This window comes from Psychrobacillus sp. NPDC093200 (assembly GCF_050280345.1).
GTDB lineage: Bacteria > Bacillota > Bacilli > Bacillales_A > Planococcaceae > Psychrobacillus > Psychrobacillus faecigallinarum.
This window is the reverse complement of sequence record NZ_JBNNVC010000003.1, coordinates 99,235-120,271: the sequence shown is the minus strand read 5'-3', so window position 1 is coordinate 120,271 and position 21,037 is coordinate 99,235. Positions and strand designations below refer to the sequence as shown.

Genomic DNA, 21,037 nt, shown 5'->3' with positions numbered 1-21,037 from the left:
AAACTAATTAGCTCGAAGTCAATCAAAGTACTGCTAGGTAATTCGTATTAAAGGTTGTCAGTCTGTAAGGGTTTTCTCTTTAATCGCTTATATTTCTCTTGTATGAAAACTGGAAAGGAAAAAGAATTAAATACTTATTGACATTTGTAGTTGAGAACGATTATCATTGTGAAGAGAATGAAAATCATTATCAATTAGTTAGTTTTTAATGATTATAAAGTAATTCACATACATATACAGGGGGAAGCATGATGAAGAAATTTTATTTAGCACTATTTATTGCAGTAGTTACATTAATGGTAGCTTGCGGGGCTAATACAGACGAGGATGCTAAAGGGAAAGAAGAAGTATCTGATACTGAAACGAAGGACTCTAGTAAAACAGAAGAAACTAGCGATGTTTATACTTTAGATAACGATGGAATTGATCAAGCGTCTATGGAAGAAGCTCTTAAAGACTTTCCAAAAGAGGTTCCAGAACGTGTAATAACAACATCAGTGCCGTTAACAGAGATGTTACATTTACTTGGAGTTACACCAGTAGGCGTGCCTACTTCTACTAATCCAATTCCAGCAGACTTTGACTCTATTGAGAGAATTGGTTCTCCAATGGCTCCAGATCTTGAGGTAGTAACAAATCTTGAGCCTGATTTACTTATTGGTTCGGAAGCACTTCGTAGTACATTAGACAAAAGTCTAGAAGGTATGAATTTAGAAACAGCATACTTACCAACTGATTCTTTTGATGACTTAAAATTAAGCTTTAAAACATTAGGAACTTATTTCAATAAAACAGAAGAAATGAATACAGTATTAAGTTCATTATTGAACAAGGAAAACGAATTAATTGCACAAGCAGAAGGAAAAGAATTACCTAGTGTTATGTTAATGATTGGTACTGCAGATTCATTCATGGTTATGAGTGAAGGTTCTTATTTAGGTAGTTTAGTGAAGAAGCTAGGTGCTGATAATATTGCGACTTCTGCTTTGAAAGCTACGGAAACTTATTCACCTCTTAATATGGAGGACGTTGTAGTTGCTGACCCAGATATTATTCTTGTATTGGCTTCCAGTGATCATGGAGCATCTGAGGATATGTTCCAAAAAGAAGTAGAGAGTAATAGCACTTGGACTAAACTTTCGGCATATAAAAATGATAACATCCATATTCTAGACTACTCAACTTTTGGAGTTACATCGATTAATAATGCAGAGAAAGCATTGACTGAAATAGCAAATTATTTTTATAAATAAAAGAGGTTTTTCAAGTGATTAGTAAAACTAGAAGCGGAACAATCGTATTCATTACTTTCTTGTGTATGATTGCTGCTGGCATCATCGCCATCGGATTAGGTAGTGTGACTATTTCAGTTCCAGACATTTTAAAGACTATCTTTAGTTCTTCGACTACTGATGTGCATAATACAATCATTTGGGATATTCGTTTACCTCGAGTTGTACTCGCTTTAATTATCGGTGCAAATATCGCAATTTCAGGAGCTTTACTACAAGCTGTTATGGGGAATCCGTTAGCAGATCCCGGTTTAACAGGTGTAACTAGTGGGGCAGCAGTTTGTGTCCTTCTTATCATGCTTGCTACTCCTGAATATACGCAATTCATCCCAATTGCAGCTTTTGTAGGAGGAGTTTTTGCTGCAACGATTGTCTATGCTCTAGCTTGGAGAAGAAATGGTATTTCGCCAATAACAATTATTTTGTCGGGTGTTGCAGTTAATGCATTATGCGGCGGTATTATTGGCTATTTGTCCATTATTTACAGTGATAGACTTCCCTCAGCAGTTCAATGGCTGAACGGTAGTTTGGCTGCAAAAGGTAATAGTGCTTTATTTATGGTCTTGCCGTATGCAATTGTTGGTTGGATTCTATCTGTCTTTGCTATACGTAAGGCAAATATCATTCGACTGGGTGATCAAGTTGCGTCAAATCTTGGTGAGAATGTTCATCGAATCCGCATAGTGCTTTCTTTATTAGCGGTATTTCTAGCAGCAATTTCAGTGGCTGCTATAGGTATGATTGGCTTTGTTGGCCTGATCGTGCCACATATGGCTAGATTGCTAGTAGGCTCTAATTATAAGTATATGCTGCCTATGAGTATGGCACTTGGAGCGCTTGTTTTGTTAGTAGCTGATACAGGTGGAAGAACTTTATTTGCGCCAATGGAAATTCCAGCTGGAATATTAATGGCTGTAGTAGGCGGACCTTACTTTTTATACTTAATGAGGAGGAGGACATTCTAATATGTTTCGTGTAAATTCCGTGTCGATTCGGTATGAACAAAAAAATATTGTTAGTGACTTCTCTTTTCATGTAAACCAAGGAGAAATAGTGTCCATAATTGGTCCGAACGGTTCGGGAAAGTCAACTCTACTGAAAGCAATAGCACGTGGTATTCCATACCATGAAGGTTCAGTGGAATTCGATGGGACTAATTTGAAATCAATGAACGCAAAACAAGTTGCTCGTAAAATGTGTATGTTAAGTCAGAAAAATCAAGCACCAAACGATATGACCGTGATTGATCTTGTTTCATATGGAAGGTACCCACATAAAAGGTGGTTTGAGAAATTAAACAACGAGGACATGGAAATTGTTCATTGGGCACTCGAAAAGACACATCTGACTATGTATAAGGATCGAACTGTTGCTTCCTTATCCGGGGGAGAATCTCAGCGAGCATGGATAGCCATGGCACTTGCCCAAAGACCAAAAGTTCTGTTGCTTGACGAGCCTACCACTTATTTGGATATTTCTCATCAGCATGAGGTACTGGAGCTTGTTCGAGAGCTTAATCAAGAGATGGGTATGACGGTTGTCATGGTATTACATGATCTCAATCAAGCATCTTATTACAGTGATAATATAGTTGTAGTTCAAGCTGGTGAAAAAGTAATGAGCGGTACGCCAAATGAGGTAATGACGAAGGATCTGATTCGGCAAGTCTACCGAATGGATGCTGAAATTCAATATATGACAAATGAGAATAAGCCACGTATTCATTTGTTAAGCACGGTTAGATAGTAAAAACATAAAAAAGTTATTGGGGGAAATAGTAGTGAAAAAACCTGTTGATATAGAGAAAAATAAAGAAAAGTATTTACAGTTTGTTGAAAGTCGAAAAAATTTGATATTGAGCTTAATAGATGGAGAAAGAAAACCCTTTACTAGTTATGCACCATTTGTTAAAAAAGATGGAAAGTTATACATATACATTAGCCAAATAGCAGAGCACTATGGCTTAATGGAAAAAAATGAGTTTGTCGATGCATTTTTACTAGCTGATGAGTCACAAACGGTCAATAAATTCGCCACAGAGCGAGCACGTTGGACATGCACCTCGATCAACCTAGGTAATGAAGGAAATGAAGATATCTTTGAGCTATTTAACACAGCTCATGACTCTAAAATGTTAGATGTATTACGTGGATTAGATTTCTCACTTTTCGAACTGACTCCATTGCAAGGACGTTATGTAGTTGGTTTCGGAATGGCGTTCGACACAGATATCAATGCAAATGTATTTACGCATGTAGTTGTGGATAAGAAAAAGGATGCTGAAGCTTAAAATCAAGGAAAAGGAGGAATAGTTGAAATGACATATACTACTATAACCAATCTGGAATGCTACTAGAGGACGTTTTCAGAAAACTGCTGAGGGATTGCCTAAAGAAGATATAACTTTACAATTAGGGAAATCTTCTATTGGTACTTTAATCCATCATACGGCAGAAGTTGAGTATATGTTTGCTGAATGGTTTTTTGGAAAAAGTAAGCCAGAGGAGATAGCTAAGCCTTCTTTAACGGATTTAGAAGAGCTAGTTAAGCTGCTATCAGCTTCAAACGAACATCTCCTAGAAGCGATGAAAGATTTACCTGAAGATGAGTGGCATAAAAGTATGGAATCTCCTATTGGAGCATCAACACCTTTAGAGGCTGTAGGAAGACTTATGTATCATACGGGGATTCATGCAGGGCAAATTTCATTCATTCAAAAACACGGGATTAGCCAAGATTAATAGATAGTAAAAAGAGTACCAAACAATTTTACATTGTTTTGATACTTTTTTTGGTTAGTTAAATATATTGAACATAAAGCTTGGAGATTCACGTGCTTTAATTGTGAATAGAAGTGAACCGTAGTGGAGCAGATGGATTCTTGGTAGGCAAGTTACAAGCAATTATATCTGTCTGATTTTATCATATACGCATGTATGCATGAACAAGAGTCGAATCAATCTATTGCAGAATTAATACTTACTATTTACTAGTCTTGTTCACTCATAGCGCTAAAAAATTCCTCTACAATCGGTTCAATGTCAGGCTCGGTATTATAATAGTCATCACCAATTTCATTTAAAACGAATTGGAGGGTTGCTTTGTCGCCTTCATAGAAAGTAATGGAGTACAGAAATCCATCTCTTTCACTTTGATCCTCGGCTGGAATAAATGTAATATCCTTTACTTCTTTTATAAAAGACAGTATTTCCTCTTTATTTGTGGTTGCACGACTATTACCATTACTACCATCAACAACTTCTATTTCGGACACATCCTCTAAATTCTTTTTATAATAATCGTCAATTGTCAATGTTTCAAGTCCACATCCTGTAAGAAAGATGGTAAATACAAAAGATAATAAAATGCTTTTCATATGTTTACCTCCAGTTTTAAACGAGTATTACGTATAGCTTAAGCGAAACAATTAAAACCAAATTTTAAATTGCCCGTCTTCAAAAAAGGCTCCTTAATGATTAGACGGATATAGAAAATCGTTGTTACAACAATTGAATCCGGAGAGTAGAATCCCTCCAAACTAACAACCTCATTTCAATAGAAATGGGGTTCTTCATTTTTTCTAATGACCTACATAATTAAAGCCATTAATTGGTTAGAATTTTGTGCTTTCGGTTAACCTAAATGTATTAAAAATATTCTTATATGGAGGTTATGAGCTTGGATAGTATGTCGAAAACGAATCCTCCTGCGTTGATGAACGAGCTATCTGAAAAGTTTAGCCCTTCTAATGACATAATCTTTAAGCCTCTGCAAATGGAAGGCAATACGGTGTATATCTTCTATTTAAAATCAGTTATAGATGGTGCGAAGCTGCAGGGCATGATTATTAAACCTTTTTTTGAAATGAAGTCTAATGTTAACTTTAAATCCTATATTGAATCGCTGCCTGATTTGAATGGTATGAAATCAGGGGATGAGCTGCTTGTTGAAATAACTAAGGGAAATATCCTAATAGCTATAGAGGATGAGTTTTATCTAATCGATCTTAAATTAGTGAATTCAAGTGATGTGCAGCAAACATTAATGGAGCCTACTGTATATGGACCACAATTAGCCTTAAGTGAGGATCTTGATACGAATCTTAATATTATTAGACAGCGTTATCATGAGCCTACACTAAAGTTTGAGATGCACCAATTGAAGGATAAAGCTCACCAGCCAGTGGCCATTATTTATGATGAGAAGACAGTGAAGCAATCTGTTCTTAAAAAGATTAAAGAGAATTTAAACGATATAGATGTGACACTGATACAGTCTGCTGGAGATTTGCAGCTACACTTAAACGGTTCTAAAATTACCCTTTTCCCAACTCTGATTTTGACGGAACGACCGGATCGAATATCCTATAATCTGGCTGCAGGAAAAGTTGTGATCATGATAAATGGGAGTCCGCATGCATTGATAGCTCCCGTTGTTTTCTTTGACTTTATGCTATCCATGGAGGATAACTATCACACGTTTTGGATTACTACGTTTACATTGGTTCTGCGGTATATTGGTTTAATCATCTGTCTCATTTTGCCTGCTATGTATGTTGCAGTTACATCGTATACTCCGGATGTACTTCGAACGGAATTGGCACTTACTGTTGCGGGAAGTAGGCTCGGAGTTCCTTATCCGTCATTCATCGAAGTAATATTCATGCTTATTTTCATGGAGTTTCTTACGGAGGCAAGTATACGTCTGCCTAAGGCGATTAGCGCTACAGCTACGACAGTTGGGGGACTGATCTTAGGAACTGCAGCTACTGAAGCTGCATTAACTTCTAATATTATGATTATTATTGTATCTGCGGTTGCTATCACAAGCTTTGTCATCCCGATTAGCGAAATGAGCTTTTCCATTCGTATTTGTAGGTACCTGCTGATTATCTATACAACGCTGTTTGGAACGTTAGGTTTAATACTAGGGTCTTTAGGGCTTGTAATGTTCCTTGCTAACAAAAGAAGCTTTGGTGAGCCCTATCTAAAAATGTATTGGAGGGGAGAAAAGGCGGAAGTAAAGGGGCAAACAAAAGAATGAGCAGATATTTATACTACTTAATAATTGTAACGATGGTTACTAACATCATAGCCTCTGTGCCAAGAATTTTAATGAGCGAGAGTAAAAATGGAGTCATATTGTCCATGATTATTGCTGTTATAGTTGGAGTATTTCTTACTATCACTGTTATAAACCTATTTAGACATTTTCCTAGTATGACTTTTCCAGAAATATTAAAGAAGTATACTTCTAAGTGGTTTTATTACCCAGTTTTATTTTACTTTGCAATATCCTGGTATGCTGCGGGTCTTATAACTTTAGCAACTTATGTAATGCTCTTTAATACTTTTTTGTCCTATGAGACCTCTATTACTGTAACAACTCTTGCCTTTATATTAATCATTTCCTTTGGTGTGTTAATGAAGGAGAAAAGTGTTCTTTACACGATGGAGCTTGTGTTAGTTTTGTTTATACCAGTTATCTTATTCCTATTAATAAAAGTATATTCCGATCCAAAATTAGATTGGGATTTTGTAAAGGTAGCTATTACACACATCAATGAATTACCAAGCTATAATGCCTATTCAGCATCTACGTATATTTTTATAGGTGCCGCGAACATAATTATCTTCAACAAATATATAAAATTTACGAAGAGAGCAGGGTTTAAAGAAATAGTAATATTGAGCCTGACAGGAATCTTCACCTTATTTACAACATATTTCATCCCTATAGGGTTTAATGGCTTTGAACAAATTGAAAATTTCACTTTTCCATGGGTAACAACGAGCGATGCTGTACGCATGAAATTCGGAATTATTGAGCGGGTCATTTTCATTTTTATCATTGTATTTTTAGGAGTAGCTTTTATTAGCCTCTTGCTCAACTGGCATGTCTCACTGAAGATATTTGAAAGCATCTTTTTGTTTAAAAAGTTGAAATGGAAAGAAAGAAATCTAACGTCTTATCTATTTGTTTTTCTATTCGGGATTATCGGAATAGCTGTGACGAAAGAAATTAGTGAATATCAATTAACAAAACTCTCTACTTTTTTTTATAATATACTACCAATATTTTACATCATACTGATTGGTAGCCTATTAATTGCTAAAAGGAGGCTGAAGTCATAATGGCTTACATTAAATATCTAGCAATGTTAATAGTCGTTATGAGCTTTCTCTCAGGTTGTGGATTTAAAGACATTGATAATCGTATTTTTGTCACTGGAATTGGGATTGATCCTTCTGAAAAGGAAAGCGGTGAATATAAAATTACTTTGAAGCTAGCTATTCCTGTTTCCTCCATTAAGCAAGAAAAAGAACCGAGCTATCAATATTTAGTGCATGAGGGGGAAAATGTGGAAGAGGCGGTTCGAATATTAGAAACACATACCGACAAGGTTCTAGAATTTGGGCATACAAAAATAATACTTATCAATGAAGCTTTGTTAGAAGAAGAGATAAAGGATTTTATGGATTATTTTGTGAGAAGAGGAGACATACAGACCATTGCTTGGGTTGCTGCAGCAAAACCATCTGCGGAAGCCATACTCAGAACTCAACCAGAAGGAGAGGCTGCAGTTGCATCTCCCCTTACTAGATTTTTTGGGAATACAGGGACTGAAAGCCCTTATATAGTTTCCACTTATTTATATGAATTTAGAAGAGATTTTCACGGTGAAGGTGTTGATCCAATTATACCAATCGTGGAGTCAAACGAATCAGGTACTCAGCTAATCGTCAATAAATCCGTTGTAGTGAAGCAAAGAAAAAAGCCACTTGAATTATCGTCAAGTCTAACAAGAGACTATAACTCATTGGCAAATAGTATTAGTGGATACAGCGTTAAAATAGTAACCGACGATTTAAAGCTAGTACTAAATATGGGAACCGTTAAGATGAAATATAAAGTAATAAATGATAATGAACGACCTACATCTATCAAGATAGACGTAAAAATGACAGGTGTGATTAGCCAGTCAAATAAACAATTGCCCCTAAACAACTTAGACAAATATAATAAATTAGCTTCCAAAGAGATAAAAGGGCATTTGGAGAAATTACTCACCACGCTTCAAAAGGAAGAGCTAGATCCCTTTGGATTCGGACTTAGATATCGAACAATGCAGCTATATGATAAAGGTACGTTTAAAAAATGGGAAGAGGCATACCCAAACTTACCTTTTGATGTAAACGTAGATATCGCATTAAAAAGTACTGGAACGATCCAATAGAATAACTTATTACAGGGGGAGTATGAAAGCTTTGCTGAGTAGTCTACATTTGTTTTATTTTCTTCCTTTCATAAAGTCAAAATCCTGTAGCGTTATCGACTCAAATTTGCAAGTCTTAACCACTGTTTTAAGGACGGTTTCATAGGAGAAATTAAGTGTTTTAGCTTAGACTTTTCGTTAACACTAATTACTTCATATCATAATGTTTAAACTCTATTGTATCTATTTGATTTAGGATAAAATAGGTATATAATGGAATTGTAACCGTTTGCAAAAAAGAAAAAATATATTAGTGGGAGGAATTTGAATGGGTCGTTTAACAGACAAAGTTGCTATTATAACTGGTGGAGCACGTGGTATGGGTGAATCTCATGTACGTAAATTCGTAAGTGAGGGTGCGAAGGTTGTCTTCACAGACTTGAACGAGGAAGGCGGACAAGCTCTAGCGAAAGAACTAGGAGAGAACGTATTGTTTGTAAAACAAGACGTAACAAAAGAAGCGGACTGGACAACTGTTATTGAAGAAACAGAAAAAGCTTTCGGTCCAGCTAACATCTTAGTGAATAACGCTGGTATCAGCATGAGCAAGCCTTTAATGGAAATGACTGAAGCTGACTACCGCAAAATTGTGGACATCAACCAAGTTTCTGTATTCCTTGGAACAAAAGCAGTTGTTCCTTCTATGCTAAAAGCAGGTGGCGGTTCTATCGTCAATATCTCTTCTATGAACGGTTTAGTTGGTGGAGCAGTCGGATATACAGATACGAAATTTGCTGTTCGTGGTATGACTAAGGCAGCAGCTCTTCAATTAGCTCACTTTGGCATTCGCGTAAACTCAGTACACCCAGGTGTTATTGAAACACCAATGGTTACTCAAGGAGATGCGGTAGAAATGATTAAAGAGTTCGCTAAGCATATCCCACTTAAACGTGTAGCTCAATCTGAAGAAGTTTCTAGCCTTGTTCTTTACCTAGCATCTGACGAATCAAGCTACTCTACTGGATCTGAATTCGTTATCGATGGTGGATTAACTGCACAATAATAAATTTGTTGGAAGAATAAAACTTCTATTATTATAGAGAACTCCTCAGTAAGTTTGAATCTGCTGAGGAGTTTTTTTGTTATATGTGTTCCGCTAATAGAAGCTAGAGAGGAAGCAGATAATTGAGGAAACCGGCAGATCTATCTATTCACAGTCGTTCACATTTCGGACAAAAAGTATTGACAAAATTGTGAACGAGGTGAATAATATATGTTAAGAGGGGTGTTTCGAATGGAATCATACGTAAAAATGTTACACGCTACAAAAATTGTAGGTGCAGCCTTGTTAACTATAGGAATTGCTGTCTTTTTATATGGAACATTAATAAGTGAGTATAGTACAGTTATGGGCGTTGGAATCGGAATCGTCATGGGAGCAGTCTTCACATTTATCATTGGGATGATATTAGTTGCTTCAGAGGAAATGATTTTGAACTCCAAACAATTGAAAAAAGAGAGCATCTAAACAAGATACTCTCTGTGAACAAGGTATTTAGAGAAGCTACTCTAGATGCCTTTTTTTTATTGGTTAAGTGTAAGTAGTGACTCCTCATGCGCACAGTCCAGAAAGGCACAGCTTTCTTAACCAATCTGTAATGGTTTTACCGGTACACATATTTCACAATAATGGTTGTTTACCATATCCTCCGTGTACCTTTCTAAAATGGGTTTGTTGTCAACTTGATATCCATTGTCTTGGAAAGAAGGGAAAATGCTAGCATATGCTATTTGAATGTCCTCTGCTGTATGTTTAACCTTGTAAAGAAGATATTCTCCTGCAGCTAGTTCGCCTTCACAAATCGAATCATCTAATTGATAATCCTCTGAAATCACTAAACAAGCATCAAATCTACAGTTTTCGGGAAGTGTTGTCGTAGGGTTATCTTGTTGGATACCAAGTATAGTTCCCGAAAGCTCTTTCTCTTTAGCCCAATTTTTTAACTTCTGCATAACTTCAATATTTGCAGAGCCATATGGACCAACCCGTCGTACATAAGCAAAGCGATAGTTAGGTAGCGTTTCAACTTCAAACTTCATCGATTCTTACTTCCTTTCTTCTTTTGGAATTGTTTGGTACATTTCGAATGTAACATGCTTAAAAAATATATACACGAGTTAATTTTATAAATAGCAATTTCTTACAATATTTGTAACTCACATGAAATTGTTTTTAGATATATACTATTGAATTCAGTTTGTTCCAGCCTCACAAAATTTTCGCTGCATACAATTTATGATTGTAGCGACAGGCGGCGACTCCAGTGGGATGAGTGAGGCAGATAAGCCAACACAACCGCGCGCGTAAGCGACGGGTGATGGCTTATCGCTCACCCCACGGAAAGCGTCCGCCGAAAGCGGAAATCAACCATCTATTTTTTGAGATTTATAATGAGGTTTATTTTGAAACATTTATCGATTTTAGTTTGTTTCATCGTCACAAAATTTTCCTTGCACACAACCTATAATTGTAGCGACAGGCGGCGACTCCAGTGGGATGAGTGAGACAGATAAGCCATCACAACCGTGCGCGTAAGCGACGGGTGATGGCTTATCGCTCACCCCACGGAAAGCGTCCGCCTATAACCGAAAATCAGCCATCAATTTTTTGAGATTTATTTTTGATACAAACTGCCCAAACTGAATTTGATTTTATCCTAACTACTTTCTCATCACACAACCTATAATTGTAGCGGCAGGCGGAGACTCCAGTGGGATGAGTGAGACAGATAAGCCATCACAACCGCGCGCGTAAGCGACGGGTGATGGCCAATCGCTCACCCCACGGAAAGCGTCCGCCTAAAGCGGAAATCAACCATCTCTTTTATAAATAAGCAACAAAAAAAGAGCGCCTAATAGACGCTCTTCTTCGTTATTACATATCCCACACCATTACAAGTAACGTACCTAAAATCGTTAATAATGCGAGCAATAAGCCGTAATAGACATTGACATAAATGGATTTTTTATCATCCGTTTCGCCAGCATGCATGAATACAACTAGCTGTAAACCGGCCTGTGTAAACGCAGTCAGCAGTAAGATAGTCATTCCAACTCCAAAGGACATATCCATAAAGTACACCAATAATGCTACTGCTGTTAGGACCAATGAAAATGCAAAGCCCATTACTTGCTTGAGAGGGAATAATTCTTTCATATTACATCATTCCTTTCAAGTAGATGAAGCTGAAGATGAAAATCCAAATCACATCTAGGAAATGCCAATATAGAGAGAAAATAAATGACTTATTAGCAGTTTCCGGAGTTAGGCCACGCTTCTTGATTTGTAGGAGAATGAACAATCCCCAGAAGAAACCAAATGTTACGTGCAAACCATGTGTCCCTAACGTCGTTAATAAAATCGCCGTAAAGGCACTAGTTTGAAGTCCTGCTCCAACATGTATATAGTGTGTAAACTCGTAAATCTCGACTCCTAGGAAAGCAGCTCCTAGAAGAAGTGTAATCCCAAAGAAAGCCATTGTTGCTTTTGTACGGTTCATTCGCATTGCATGAATGGCAAGACCGATTGTAAAGCTACTCGTTAAAAGTAAAAGTGTCTCAATTAACACTGGTGTTATTTCAAAAATATCTGCACCAGAGGGACCGCTACCTATGCGATTCTCTAAGGTGAAGTAAGAGGCGAAAAGTGTTGCGAAAAGCATAATCTCCGCCCCGATGAAAATCCAAAAGCCTAAGACTTTTAAGCTGTTTTCCTCTGTGCTGTATTCAAGTGGAAGTGACTTATCTACCTTCATTTTTTAGCACCTCGCAATTTTCTTTCCGTTTCTTCGATTTCCTCTACCGAAATGTATCTTCCATGATCCTGCTCAAATGAACGGTATGCTAGACAACCTAAAATACCAATCAATGAAACGATGGCAAGTGGCCATATGCTGAAAATCATTGCAAACCCAAGGGCAAAGAAGATACAGCTCATGATAAATGGTAAACCGCTATTATTCGGCATGTGAATTTTCTCGATTTTTCCTTTGAATATTTCATGACCGTTTTTCTTAGAATCCCAAAACGCTTGTGTAGACTCGACCTGAGGTGTAACAGCGAAATTATATTCAGGTACTGGTGTATGTGTAGCCCATTCCAGTGATCGTGCATCCCATGGGTCATCCCCAATATCGCGAGAAGCATAACGGATACTGTAATAGATGTTATAAACAAGTAACGCGAAGGCTACTGCCATAATACCTGCTCCAACGAAGGAAACCATATTCCACATTCCGAAACCTGTAGACTCAGAGTAAGTGTACATACGACGCGCTTGACCGTCTAATCCCGTAATATACATTGGGATGAAGGCTAGGACGAAACCGATGGATAATAACCATGCAGTCCATTTTCCTAGTCGCTCGTTTAACATAAAGCCGAATATTTTCGGCCAATAGTAAGTAAGACCAGCTAGCATTGCGTAAACAACACCAGGGATAATTACGTTATGGAAATGGGCAACTAAGAACATCGTATTGTGATATTGATAGTCAGCTGCTGACATTGCAAGCATTACCCCTGTAACCCCACCTAAAGTGAACAGTGGAATGAACATGATGGAGTAAAGCATCGGTGTCGTAAACTCGATTTTCCCCTTCCATAGGGTGAACAGCCAGTTAAATATTTTAACCCCTGTCGGAATAGCGATCGCCATCGTAGTGATCGAGAAGATACTATTTGATAATGGACCTTGACCCATTGTAAAGAAGTGATGCGCCCATACGACAAAGGATAGGACAGAAATAACTACCATGGAAGCAACCATTGACTTATAGCCATATAGATTGCGTCGAGCAAAGGTTGATATAATCTCACTGAATAAACCGAATGCCGGTAGTATTAGAATGTATACCTCCGGATGTCCCCAAACCCAGAACAGGTTAGCCCAGAGCATATCCATTCCGCCATTGTCCGTTGTAAAGAAGTTTGTCCCAAACAGTCTATCCATTGTTCCCATTGCTAGTAATACAGTTAATACTGGGAAAGCGAAAACGATAATGATGTTTGCGATAAACGCTGACCATGTGAACATTGGCATTTTCATTAAAGTCATACCAGGTGCTCTCATTTTCAGGATAGTTGTAATAAAGTTAATACCAGTCATCAATGTACCAAGACCAGCTATTTGAATAGCAATCATGTAATAGTTCGTACCAACAGATGTACTGAACTCATTGCCTGCAAGTGGGAAATAAGAAGTCCAACCTGCATCAGGCGATCCACCTACGATGAAGGAAATGTTGAATAATCCCATACCCATAAAGAACAGCCAGAAGCTAAGTGCATTTAAACGTGGAAACGCTACATCTCTTGCTCCAATTTGTAATGGAATAACATAGTTAAAGAAAAAGATGATAAACGGCATTGCCATAAATAAAATCATTACTACTCCATGAGTGGAGAAGACTTCATTATAATGCTGTGAATCTAAAAATGTGTTTTCTGGCATCGAAAGCTGATAGCGCATCATAATGGCGTCAACGCCACCACGGAACAGCATCAATAATGCTGTAAGCAAGTACATAATACCAATACGCTTATGGTCTACTGTAGTAATCCATTCACGCCAGAGGTATCCCCATTTCTTAAAGTAGGTAATACCTAAAACTATTGCAACCATCGTAAGGCCAATTCCGACCATGGATGCATATATCAAAAAGCTTGGATGTGGTACGGCAAAGCGATCAAAGAAATCCATACTTTTGTTTCTCCTTTCAGGAATCTATAGCTTTTACTATAGTAATCTTGTAATCCTTCAATTAATGCTGAGAATGATCTGATTCCTCAGTTTCATTAGTTTGTCCATGATTCTCATGCTCGGACTTCTCATCCTTATCAGTTGATTCATGGTGCTCGTGTTCAGATTCCTCTGCATTATCGCCATGGTCATGACTAGGAGCAGGTGAGAATTCTAAATGTGTTCCTGTATAAGTTGAACGGCCAAGATGACCTGGTTCTAATAATTCCTCAAACTTCTCTTCTGTAAGAGCAGGTGCAGTTTCATGTACTTCCTCTACCCAATCCTCAAAATCGGCATTAGACATAGAGGTAACATCAAAGACGTTTTCTGCAAATCCAGATCCACTGAAGTTCGCATTTCTACCCATGAACTCGCCTTCAACATCGGCAGCTAAGTGTAACGTAGTCACCATATCAGACATCGCATACTTTTGCCCGCCTAGCTGTGGAATCCAAAAGCTAGTAATTGGTCCGTGGGAGTATAGTTTAAACTCAATCGCACGGTTAGCTGGGATATATAAGTAGTTAACCGTTTCAATACCTTGTTCAGGATAACTAAAATGCCATTTCCAGTTAGAGGAAGATGCATAAATGATTAATGGTTCCTGATCTTCATAGCCTTGAGGCGTCGACTCTACAATATAGTTACTTCTAACAGAAACGATTGAAAGAAAAATAACTATTATAATAGGAATACCGATACAAATTGCTTCCACAATCGGACTTCCTTCTATATGAGGTGGCTCGTAATCCGCGCTTTGTTTAGAAGCACGGTATTTTATTAACACAAAAACTAAGATAGCTAAAACGACAATCACAATCCCCGACATTAGGAAAATAGATAACATAATATCATTTGCCTGTGCCTCGGCTTGAGGGCCTTTAGGGTCTAAAACAAGTAATGGCTCACATCCTGTTAACACAGTGACAATAGTGAAAATCATCGTCAAGAGAGCCCACTTCAATTTTAATTTCATCGTTGTACCCCTTTCCAATCTATTATAAAAAGCTAAGGTAACTAGTGTTGCTTTCAAAGAATTCCTCTCTGTGCCTCTATCTTATTACCATGCCTTCAAAAAAACGAATATAAAAACCGGACTTCACGAATTGTTCAAGAAGATTTGAACGTTCTTTAACACAATTGTGAAATATTTAAGAAAGTGTCAACTTCGTTCATAATTATGGGCTTAATTGGTATTTATGTACTTTTTGTTTGAGCAGTTTCAAGTAATGTTGTTCATTTTTTATCGTGGAAAGGGCTCTAAAACGAAGAAGTAGGATGTCTTATTAGAGATAGAAAGGACATAAATTGGTAGCCATATTGAGGTTAGCAGAACAAGCATTAATAACTAACGGAGGACCACAAAGTAAATAAAATTCTAAATATGCCATTAACAAAGTTATATCTACATAGCAAGCTAATGGAATTCTAAATAATATTTTATCCTGTTGATTGAAGCGACAGGCGGCGACTCCAGTGGGATGAGTGAGACAGATGAGACATCACAAACGACGCGCAAGCGGCGGTGATGGCTCATCGCTCACCCCACGGAAAGCGACCGCCTAAAGCGGAAATCTATCATCTATATTCAAAATTTAAGTGTAAATTAATTCGATTTAATGGCTAAATATATCGGTATAATTTTTCATTCTAACTTATCAAATTCATCCTCCACCTGTGATTGAAGCGTCAGGCGGCGACTCCAGTGGGATGAGTGTGACAGATGAACCATCACAAACGACGCGTAAGCGACGGTGATGGCTTATCGCGCACCCCACGGAAAGCGACCGCCTAGAGCGGAAATCTACCATCTATATTTAAGTGTAAACTAATTCGATTTGATGGCTAAATATATCGGTATAATTTTTCATTCTAACTTATCAAATTCATCCTCCACCTGTGATTGAAGCGTCAGGCGGCAACTCCAGTGGGATGAGTGTGACAGATGAACCATCACAAACGACGCGTAAGCGCGGTGATGACTTATCGCGCACCCCACGGAAAGCGACCGCCTAGAGCGGAAATCTAACATCTATATTCAAAATTTAAGTGTAAATTAATTCGATTTAATAGCTAAATATAACGGTATAATTTTTTTCATTCTAACTTATCTAATTCATCCTCCACCTGTGATTGAAGCGTCAGGCGGCGACTCCAGTGGGATGAGTGAGACAGATAAGACATCACAAACGACGCGTAAGCGACGGTGATGGCTTATCGCTCACCCCACGGAAAGCGACCGCCTAAAGCGAAAATCAGCCATCTATATTAATAGTTCTTATTAACTCAGATATAACTCTTGCGCTTTTCTTATATATTAGATTAGGTAATAATGTTTGTTTGTCTGAAAGAATCGAATGGGTGTATGGGACTATTTTTAAAACTTTTCAGTAACTATTAGATAAATTATTCACAATACATTTCTATTTCAGTAAAGATTTTACTAATCCTGACGATAATCAAAGAGTTAATAAGAATATTATCCTGGAGGTTAAAAAGATGAACTTAGAAATGTTAGGCAAACAATTTATCGCTGGTGAATGGAGAGACGGAAACAGTAGTCTCGTGTTAAATAATACAAACCCTTACAATGACAAGCCTATTAATACATACAAGCTAGCAAATGTAGAAGATATAGATTTAGCTTACAAGGCTGCACATGCAGCGAAGCTAGAATGGGACAAAGTAAATCCTTATAAAAAACGTGATATCTTAGAAAATGCAGTAAAATATATGGACGAGCATGAGGAAGAAATCACCTCTATTATTATGGAAGAACTAGGTGGTACTAGACTGAAGGCTGCATTCGAAATCGGTCTTGTTAAAAACATCATTAAAGAGGCAGCTACCTTCCCATTAAGAATGGAAGGGAAAATTCTACCTTCTACAATAGATGATGTGGAAAATAGACTATACCGAATTCCTGCAGGCGTTGTAGGAGTTATTAGCCCATTTAACTTTCCATTCTTCTTATCGATGAAATCTGTTGCACCTGCACTAGGAGCTGGAAATGGTGTCGTATTAAAACCTCATGATGACACACCAATTATGGGTGGAACGCTAATCGGAAAAATCTTTGAAGAAGCAGGCGTACCGAAAGGACTAATAAATGTCGTTGTGACAGATATCAAAGAAATTGGCGATGCATTTGTGGAGCACCCAATTCCAAGAATTATCTCCTTCACTGGTTCTACACAAGTAGGAAGCTATATTGGTCAGGTTGCTATTAAAAACTTCAAAAAGCCATTACTTGAGCTAGGCGGAAACAGTGCTTTTATTATATTAGAGGATGCTGATCTCGAGTATGCGGTAAATGCAGCTACCTTTAGTAGATTTACCCACCAAGGACAAATTTGTATGTCAGCAAATAGAATTCTTGTTCAACGATCTATTTATAAAGAGTTCACTGAAAAATATGCACAAAAGGTTTCTTCTCTTAAAGTCGGTGATCCATTAAATCCTGAAACAATTATTGGGCCAGTTATCAATGATCGCCAAGCTCAAACACTGCAAGCCTTGATCGAAAAAGGGATTGAAGAGGGTGCTACACCTTACCTTAAAGGGAATGTCACTGGAAGATTGCTAGAGCCAACCATTTTAACAGATGTTACAACTGACATGAGTGTTTCTCAGGAAGAGCTTTTCGGACCAGTAGTATGTGTTATTCCTTTTGATACAGAGGAAGAGGCAATTGATATTGCTAACAATACTCGTTTTGGGCTAAGTGGCGCTATTCATACCTCTAATCTAGAACGCGGAGTGGAAATGGCTAAGAAGGTACACACAGGGATGATTCATGTTAATGATTTAACGATTAATGATGAACCGATTGTAGCCTTCGGTGGTGAAAAGCAATCTGGCTTAGGTCGCTTAAATGGCCAATGGAGCTTAGATGAATTTACTACTTTAAAATGGATTTCAGTGAACTACGGTCAAAGAAACCTACCATATTAATAGAAAGAGTGAAAATTGATGGCAGAACATGATTTAATAAAAGCATTTGTTAAAGTTGCTCCACTGCTTAATGAGCTTGTCCAAGATGATATAACTGTTGGAATTTATGATACCGAGAAGCTGATCATTAATATTCCTGGTAAAACCTTTGCTTTGAATGTAAATCCAGGTGACCCATTAATGGAAGGGGATATCGTAACAAATGCGATTAGAACCGATTCTTCTTTATCGGCGGTCCTTCCAAAAGAGCTTTTCGGATTTCCGTTAATAGCTCGTGCACTACCTCTTCATGATGATGAGGGTAATGTAATTGGTGGTGTAGGAATCGGAACAAGCTTGGAAAAGGCAAACAAGCTATTTGAAATGGCTGAAAGCTTTTCTGTAATTGTGGAGCAAACAGCAGCAGGCATTGAAGATATAAGTGAATCGGTGACTTCACTTGCCGATCGAGTGACAGATATTACGTCTCAAATGAAAGCCGTAAGCTCTAGTGCAGAGCAAATCGGTGAAATTTCTTCCGTAGTTAAGGGAATATCAGACCAAAGTAATCTGCTTGGTTTAAATGCAGCGATTGAAGCGGCAAGAGCAGGGGATGTAGGGAAGGGCTTTTCCGTTGTAGCGAATGAAATACGTAAGCTAGCAACCAATTCGAAAGAAAATGTAAATCAGATTAACGACATAACAAAAAATATTCAAGGGCTTCTGTTAACGTTGAACCAAGCTTTCTCAGAGGTAAATACATTGACTGACAACCAATCCGGTTCCATTCAAGAATTTTCTGCAACTATTCAAGAAATAAGCTCTAAGGCACAAGAGCTAGCAACACTTGCACAAGAATCACTTAGTCAAGATAACTAAAATGAAAAGAGCAAACTGTCTTCATGACGGTTCGCTCTTTTTTTAAAGCTAGATTTAAGAGAGATATCTTTTACGAAGCTATTAACTTAAATCTACCATAATCTTGATAGCACCTTTTGCAGCAATTGCTACATCAAATGCTTCCTGGATATCGTCTAGCTTATACACTTGTGTAACGATAATTCCAATTTTCGTTGCTGGGTTAGATAGGTGTTCTACTACTTTAGAAATATCCTCGTGTGTGTATCCGCTTGCGCCAACGATTTGCACTTCCTTGGACATAATTTGAGACAAGCTTACTGGTACCTCCTGCTTGTACACAGCAATGATTGCAATTCTAGCCTTTGGTTTAACGATTTTCATCACATTTTCAAAAAGAATAGGTGCCCCTGCAGCATCTACAAATGCATCTACATCTGGCATCAGTTGTCCGTATACATTTACCTCGCCGAAGTGTTTCTTCAAGCCTTCCGCCAAGTCTTCGTTTAATGTATTGACTGTAACTGCACCTAGCTCAACTGCTTTTTCTAAACGCCATTCATCGATATCTACGACACATACATGTTGAATGCCTTCTGCGAGTAGACTTGCTGCAGCAGAAAGTCCGATTGCTCCAGCACCTAGCACAACGACCTTGTCTGAAGGCTGAGGATTTACACTGAATGCACCGTGACGACCAACGCTCATTGGTTCCATTAGGGCTGCAGTCTCTGGAGATACAGAAGAGTCGATCTCATATAGGTTCACATTTAATGCAGCATCCTCAATCGATACATATTGAGAAAATCCACCACATTCAAGTGATTTTCTTCTTCCTGCACGTTTTGCCGTGATAGGGTTTACTCCAACCATCATACCGATTTTAATATCAGAAGAAACCTCTGAACCTACTTCTACCACTTCACCAACCATCTCGTGTCCAAATTCAGCCCCGAAGGAAATGCCCATTTCAGATCCAACCTTAACGATGTTGATGTCTGTACCACAAATACCTCCACGAAGATTACGGATCAATACATCATTGCTACCAATTGTTGGAATTGGTCTTTCCTCTACACGAACGTCATTTTTCCCATGGTAAATGGCTACTTTCATCATAATATTCTCTCCTTTTTGCTTCTATAATCTATTCTATTTCATCGTATAGGAGCAAAAAGTGTTTCGCAAACTACAATATATAGACATATGTAAAGTAAACAACAGAATGTCAGATAATGTAGTTTATCTTATTGAAATTAATAGGGAAATTAGCGAAAAGGATTCAGTTTGACCATTATTTGAGCTAAATATTGGGGAGTGTAGGGCATATCCTCACCGAGCCAAAGAGCAATTGTTCCGACCATAGCGGAGGTTCCATACCAGGCTGCAATATCTCTTGGAATGTCCTCCATAGCAGGAAAGGCTTGCTCCTGGTTGCTGTTTTGAAGGATTAGCTTTCTCAATAACTCCATGAGCTGCTGGGTAAAGCTAGGAATGTGCTTCGTCACTAGGAATACTTTAAAGAGCTTAGCATTTTGGGCGATATGCTCAAGCAATTCTATTAATGTTTCTAATTCGAAGCCTGGAGAGTAAGGTTCATCGTACTTATCCAGAAAGATAGTTTCGATAAATTTAATTCGTTCATCTACCATCTTTTCCACCATATCTGGTAAATCCTTATAGTGTAAATAAAAGGTCACTCGATTAATACCGGCACGTTTAGTTATGAGATTTACTGTAATTTTATTGAAATCCACTTCCTGCACTAATTCTAGAAAAGAATCTCTAATGAGCTGTCTAGTTCGAACAACTCGTGGATCTAATGGGTTCGATTCATGCAATGTTATTCACCCTTTACCTAAGTTAATATCAATGTGTATATTATACTCCATCTAGTAAATCCTCGAGTAGTTGTAGAGAAGAATTCCACAACCA

20 protein-coding genes are annotated in these 21,037 nt (G+C 37.8%); 12 read left to right on the top strand and 8 right to left on the bottom strand.

Annotation, left to right across the window (positions count from 1 at the left end):
- Nucleotides 1-251: 251 nt before the first annotated feature.
- The 5 genes from ACQKNZ_RS14130 to ACQKNZ_RS14110 all read left to right on the top strand — a co-directional run bounded on the left by ACQKNZ_RS14130 (nt 252) and on the right by ACQKNZ_RS14110 (nt 4,033).
- Nucleotides 252-1,253: an ABC transporter substrate-binding protein gene (locus tag ACQKNZ_RS14130; protein ID WP_427660295.1), complete on the top strand. Its 1,002-nt coding sequence runs from the start codon at nt 252-254 to the stop codon at nt 1,251-1,253.
- Nucleotides 1,254-1,267: 14 nt separating this feature from the next.
- A complete protein-coding gene (locus tag ACQKNZ_RS14125; RefSeq protein WP_427660293.1) occupies nt 1,268-2,257 on the top strand; it encodes a FecCD family ABC transporter permease in 990 nt (329 codons plus the stop codon).
- 1 nt (nt 2,258) lies between these two features.
- The gene (locus ACQKNZ_RS14120; RefSeq protein ID WP_427660291.1) at nt 2,259-3,038 is read left to right on the top strand and encodes an ABC transporter ATP-binding protein; all 780 of its coding nucleotides are present in this window, start codon (nt 2,259-2,261) and stop codon (nt 3,036-3,038) included.
- Nucleotides 3,039-3,072: 34 nt separating this feature from the next.
- Nucleotides 3,073-3,582, top strand: coding sequence for a heme iron utilization protein (locus ACQKNZ_RS14115; protein ID WP_427660289.1), 510 nt, complete (start codon nt 3,073-3,075; stop codon nt 3,580-3,582).
- A gap of 94 nt (nt 3,583-3,676) precedes the next feature.
- Nucleotides 3,677-4,033, top strand: coding sequence for a DinB family protein (locus ACQKNZ_RS14110; RefSeq protein WP_427660287.1), 357 nt, complete (start codon nt 3,677-3,679; stop codon nt 4,031-4,033).
- 248 nt (nt 4,034-4,281) lie between these two features.
- Here the strand turns inward: ACQKNZ_RS14110 and ACQKNZ_RS14105 are convergent, their stop codons facing one another.
- Entirely contained in the window at nt 4,282-4,668 is a 387-nt protein-coding gene (locus ACQKNZ_RS14105; RefSeq protein ID WP_427660285.1) for a hypothetical protein, read from the bottom strand.
- Between the two features lie 311 nt (nt 4,669-4,979).
- Here ACQKNZ_RS14105 and ACQKNZ_RS14100 point away from each other — a divergent pair, with 311 nt between their 5' ends.
- The 5 genes from ACQKNZ_RS14100 to ACQKNZ_RS14080 all read left to right on the top strand — a co-directional run bounded on the left by ACQKNZ_RS14100 (nt 4,980) and on the right by ACQKNZ_RS14080 (nt 10,036).
- The gene (locus ACQKNZ_RS14100) at nt 4,980-6,335 is read left to right on the top strand and encodes a spore germination protein (protein WP_427660520.1); all 1,356 of its coding nucleotides are present in this window, start codon (nt 4,980-4,982) and stop codon (nt 6,333-6,335) included.
- A complete protein-coding gene (locus ACQKNZ_RS14095) occupies nt 6,332-7,426 on the top strand; it encodes a GerAB/ArcD/ProY family transporter (RefSeq protein ID WP_427660283.1) in 1,095 nt (364 codons plus the stop codon). The genes ACQKNZ_RS14100 and ACQKNZ_RS14095 overlap by 4 nt, the downstream gene beginning before the upstream one ends.
- Entirely contained in the window at nt 7,426-8,529 is a 1,104-nt protein-coding gene (locus tag ACQKNZ_RS14090; RefSeq protein ID WP_427660281.1) for a Ger(x)C family spore germination protein, read from the top strand. Before ACQKNZ_RS14095 ends, ACQKNZ_RS14090 begins: the two co-directional genes overlap by 1 nt.
- 307 nt (nt 8,530-8,836) lie before the next feature.
- Nucleotides 8,837-9,571 (top strand): glucose 1-dehydrogenase, encoded by a 735-nt coding sequence (locus tag ACQKNZ_RS14085; RefSeq protein WP_427660279.1) that lies wholly within the window; start codon nt 8,837-8,839, stop codon nt 9,569-9,571.
- 231 nt (nt 9,572-9,802) lie between these two features.
- Nucleotides 9,803-10,036 carry a hypothetical protein gene (locus ACQKNZ_RS14080; RefSeq protein ID WP_144538729.1) on the top strand — a complete coding sequence of 78 codons (234 nt, stop codon included), beginning with the start codon at nt 9,803-9,805 and terminating at the stop codon, nt 10,034-10,036.
- A 116-nt stretch (nt 10,037-10,152) separates the two neighbouring features.
- On the opposite strand, the gene ACQKNZ_RS14075 is transcribed toward ACQKNZ_RS14080, so the two are convergent.
- The 5 genes from ACQKNZ_RS14075 to qoxA form a co-directional block, all read right to left on the bottom strand.
- Nucleotides 10,153-10,608 (bottom strand): AraC family transcriptional regulator, encoded by a 456-nt coding sequence (locus ACQKNZ_RS14075; RefSeq protein ID WP_427660277.1) that lies wholly within the window; start codon nt 10,606-10,608, stop codon nt 10,153-10,155.
- A gap of 835 nt (nt 10,609-11,443) precedes the next feature.
- Nucleotides 11,444-11,725 carry a cytochrome aa3 quinol oxidase subunit IV gene (gene qoxD, locus ACQKNZ_RS14070; protein ID WP_144538725.1) on the bottom strand — a complete coding sequence of 94 codons (282 nt, stop codon included), beginning with the start codon at nt 11,723-11,725 and terminating at the stop codon, nt 11,444-11,446.
- A 1-nt stretch (nt 11,726) separates the two neighbouring features.
- Nucleotides 11,727-12,323 (bottom strand): cytochrome aa3 quinol oxidase subunit III, encoded by a 597-nt coding sequence (gene qoxC, locus ACQKNZ_RS14065; protein WP_427660274.1) that lies wholly within the window; start codon nt 12,321-12,323, stop codon nt 11,727-11,729.
- Nucleotides 12,320-14,269, bottom strand: a complete 1,950-nt coding sequence (gene qoxB / locus ACQKNZ_RS14060) for a cytochrome aa3 quinol oxidase subunit I (RefSeq protein ID WP_144538721.1) — start codon at nt 14,267-14,269, stop codon at nt 12,320-12,322. The genes qoxC and qoxB overlap by 4 nt, the downstream gene beginning before the upstream one ends.
- A 61-nt stretch (nt 14,270-14,330) precedes the next feature.
- Entirely contained in the window at nt 14,331-15,287 is a 957-nt protein-coding gene (gene qoxA / locus ACQKNZ_RS14055; protein WP_427660272.1) for a cytochrome aa3 quinol oxidase subunit II, read from the bottom strand.
- Between the two features lie 1,523 nt (nt 15,288-16,810).
- On the opposite strand from qoxA, the gene ACQKNZ_RS14050 reads away from it, so the two are divergent.
- Together ACQKNZ_RS14050 and ACQKNZ_RS14045 are read left to right on the top strand one after the other, a co-directional pair.
- Nucleotides 16,811-18,265 carry an aldehyde dehydrogenase family protein gene (locus ACQKNZ_RS14050; protein WP_427660270.1) on the top strand — a complete coding sequence of 485 codons (1,455 nt, stop codon included), beginning with the start codon at nt 16,811-16,813 and terminating at the stop codon, nt 18,263-18,265.
- 18 nt (nt 18,266-18,283) lie between these two features.
- Nucleotides 18,284-19,123: a methyl-accepting chemotaxis protein gene (locus tag ACQKNZ_RS14045; RefSeq protein ID WP_427660268.1), complete on the top strand. Its 840-nt coding sequence runs from the start codon at nt 18,284-18,286 to the stop codon at nt 19,121-19,123.
- A gap of 81 nt (nt 19,124-19,204) precedes the next feature.
- On the opposite strand, the gene ACQKNZ_RS14040 is transcribed toward ACQKNZ_RS14045, so the two are convergent.
- Both ACQKNZ_RS14040 and ACQKNZ_RS14035 read right to left on the bottom strand, forming a co-directional pair.
- Nucleotides 19,205-20,221 (bottom strand): zinc-dependent alcohol dehydrogenase, encoded by a 1,017-nt coding sequence (locus ACQKNZ_RS14040; protein WP_427660266.1) that lies wholly within the window; start codon nt 20,219-20,221, stop codon nt 19,205-19,207.
- A gap of 149 nt (nt 20,222-20,370) precedes the next feature.
- A complete protein-coding gene (locus ACQKNZ_RS14035; RefSeq protein WP_427660264.1) occupies nt 20,371-20,943 on the bottom strand; it encodes a TetR/AcrR family transcriptional regulator in 573 nt (190 codons plus the stop codon).
- Between the last annotated feature and the right edge of the window lie 94 nt (nt 20,944-21,037).